Source organism: Mycobacterium sp. TH-M11 (assembly GCF_057473725.1).
The window spans coordinates 1-2,801 of sequence record NZ_JBYCLD010000298.1; the positions used below are offsets into that span (position 1 = coordinate 1).

Annotated in this window: 3 protein-coding genes; all 3 read right to left on the bottom strand. The window is 63.9% G+C overall.

The window, feature by feature from the left end; all coding sequences use genetic code 11:
• Positions 1-240: 240 nt before the first annotated feature.
• Positions 241-984 (bottom strand): ATP-binding protein, encoded by a 744-nt coding sequence (locus AC2VOG_RS12350; RefSeq protein WP_486940186.1) that lies wholly within the window; start codon positions 982-984, stop codon positions 241-243.
• On the bottom strand, positions 981-2,525 hold the full coding sequence (istA, locus tag AC2VOG_RS12355; RefSeq protein WP_486940187.1) for an IS21 family transposase: 1,545 nt from the start codon (positions 2,523-2,525) through the stop codon (positions 981-983). The genes AC2VOG_RS12350 and istA overlap by 4 nt, the downstream gene beginning before the upstream one ends.
• A gap of 89 nt (positions 2,526-2,614) precedes the next feature.
• The coding region (locus tag AC2VOG_RS12360) for a hypothetical protein (RefSeq protein ID WP_486940188.1) at positions 2,615-2,801 on the bottom strand (187 nt) is incomplete at its 5' end.

The window sequence follows — 2,801 nt, forward strand, 5'->3', positions numbered from 1 at the left end:
ACACATGCGATATCACCATCCGCCGGTGATATCGCATCTGGTCACAAAACAAAAAAAGAGTGCCACCCCAGAGACGTGTTACCCCAGAGACGTGTTATGGATATTACGGTCGGCGGGAGCCAGTGTTCCGCTGTCGGGTGAGCCACTGTTCCGGTTGGGACTGGGCCACCGTGGCGGTGCGGGCTGAGCCGTGGCGCCGCTGGGGCGGGCGGTGGTGTGCCGCCCGCCCGTTGGCGTTGGTCAGTTGAGCTGGTTGAAGTGTTTACGCATGGAATCGTCGCAGTTGAGGACGGTGGTGTGCGCGTTGGTGGTGATCCGGTCGACGATGGCGTCGGCGAGGATCTTTTCGTCCATTCGGTCGTGCCACTGGCCGGGCGGTAGTTGGGTGCAGTAGATCGTCGACGCGGTTTTGTGGCGTCGGTCGATCAGGGTGTGGAGCTGCTGGACCTGCTGGGTCGTCGGCGTCGTGAGGAACCAGTCGTCGATGATGAGCAGGTCGACCTTGACCAGCGTGGCGAGGCAGCGCTTCTTCTGGTCGGTGCGTTCGGCGATCGTGATCCGGTCGAACAGCTCGTTGGCCGACAGGTAGAGCACTTGGCGGTATTGCTGGCAGGCCTTGTTGCCCAATGCGCAGGCCACGTAGGTTTTCCCGGCCCCGGTCGGCCCTTGCAGAATTACGTCTTGATGTTTGACCAGGTAGCTGCCGACGGCGAGCCGGGTGATGAGCTCGGTGTTCACGTCGCGTCCGGGCATGGCTTTGATGTCGCCGATGTCGGCATCGGGCTGGGCCAGAGCGGCCTGGCGGCGAAGCCGGTGCAGCTTGTTGTCTCGCCTGCGCTCGTACTCCCAGTCGACGGCCTGCTTGACCATCTGCGGCCCGGTCAAGGCCCCGAGGTCTGTCGTGTCGGCGAGTTTTTCGAAGTACTCGGCCATTCCTGACAGGCGCATTGTCTTGAGCCTGGTGAGGGTTTCGACGTCGATCATGCCTGGCCCCCGTCGGTGGTGTAGTAGTCGGCGCCGCGTATGAAACCCGCGTCGCCCAGCGATGGCGGCGGTGGCGGGTCGACCGGTTTCCAACCGGCCCACAGCTTTTTGATCAGCGTGTAGGACGGCGCTGGTGTTGCCGCCAACGCCCGACCGCAGGTGTCTTCCAACCGGGTGATGCCACCAGGTTTTTTGGCCAACGCCATCACGCCCAGGCACGACCGGAAGGACTGCTCGACGATCTTGCGGGACGCCAGGATCGCGTCGATGGCGGCCACAGTGTTCGGGCCGACGGTGGCGGCCCACTGCTCGAAACGTTGCGGTGTCCAATCGATCAGCCGGTTCCGATGCGCCTCGGGCATGTGCGAGGTCACGGTGCAATACCGGCCACGCACCCCCTTGCGCCGCGGATGGGAGGCGACGCGTTCGGTGCCGTCGAAGATCTCGACGGTGTGGCTGGTGATGCGCACATCCAACGACCGGCCGATCAGCTTGGCGGGAACCGAGTAGAAATTCTTGTCGACCTGCACGTGATAGTTGGGTCCCACCTTGGCTTTTCGTAGATCCGCCAACTCAAACGGGATTTGCGGCAGTGGGATCAAAAGCGGCTTCTCGTCTCGGACGAACACGATGTGCCGGGAATCTTCCCGCTTCTGGAACGGCCGGGCGTTGATTTCTGCGACCTCGTCGAAGATCGCCTCGTTGAGCTCGGCAAGACCCACGAACCGCCGGTTGCGCAGTACCGCGGCGACCTGGTTGGCGACGAACCGCACGCTGCCCTCGACGACCGGCTTGTCGCGAGGCCGGCGCACCCTGGCCGGGATGATGACGGTGCCGTAATGCTCGGCCATGCGCGCATACGCCGCGTTGAGCGCCGGCTCGTAACGGTCGGCCTTCGACACCCCGGTACGCAGATTATCGGGCACGAGCAGCCGTGCCACGCCCCCAAACGCGTCGAACGTGTGCACATGCGCATCAATCCACGACGCAAGCGTCATATCGGCGAAGGCCTCCACGTACGCATACGCCGAGTACGACAGGGCGGCGACGAACAGCCACGCCTGCAGGGGCTCACCGGTGACCGGGTCGGCGAAGACCATCGAGTCACCAGCCCAATCGACCTCGATCGATTCGCCCGGATCGCGCTGGATGTGCATCGAGGCGCCCGTCGCCTTCACCCAGCGGCGGTACTGTTCGTTGAAGAACGAATACTGATACGGCACCTCGCCGGTCTCCCGGCACTTCGCCACGTACTCGTTCCACAGCAGCAGCAACGTCACCGACGGGCGGGCCAGCTCACGGTGCACATGCTCGAAATCCGGTGCGGCCCGATCAGAGTCGGGCTTGGTCGGCTCGGGCAGCAGCAGGTGGCGGACCTCGAACGCCTCAAGGTCCGCCACCTGCCCAAAACCCACCCCAGCTGTGTTCGCCGCGGCGAACACCGTCGCTACCGTGTTCCGCGAACAGCCCAACGCATCAGCGATGCCACGCTGGGACACACCCTCGGCACGAAGCCGAAGGATTTGCTTGTAGTCGACCATGAAAGGCGACTCCTTTCGTCACGCCCATGCCCCAATGGCACAGACCCGACGAAGGTCCCACGCAACAAGATCAGAACCGGCGCCACGGCTCAGCCCGCACCGCCACGGTGGCCCAGTCCCAACCGGAACAGTGGCTCACCCGACAGCGGAACACTGGCCCCCAGCCAGCGCGATATCCAGCTCATCGCGTCGTCAAGCTCGTTGACATGCCTGAAACCGAACAGTCTGCCCGCGACCACTGGGAGCAACGCTACGGCGAGAAAGATCGGATCTGGA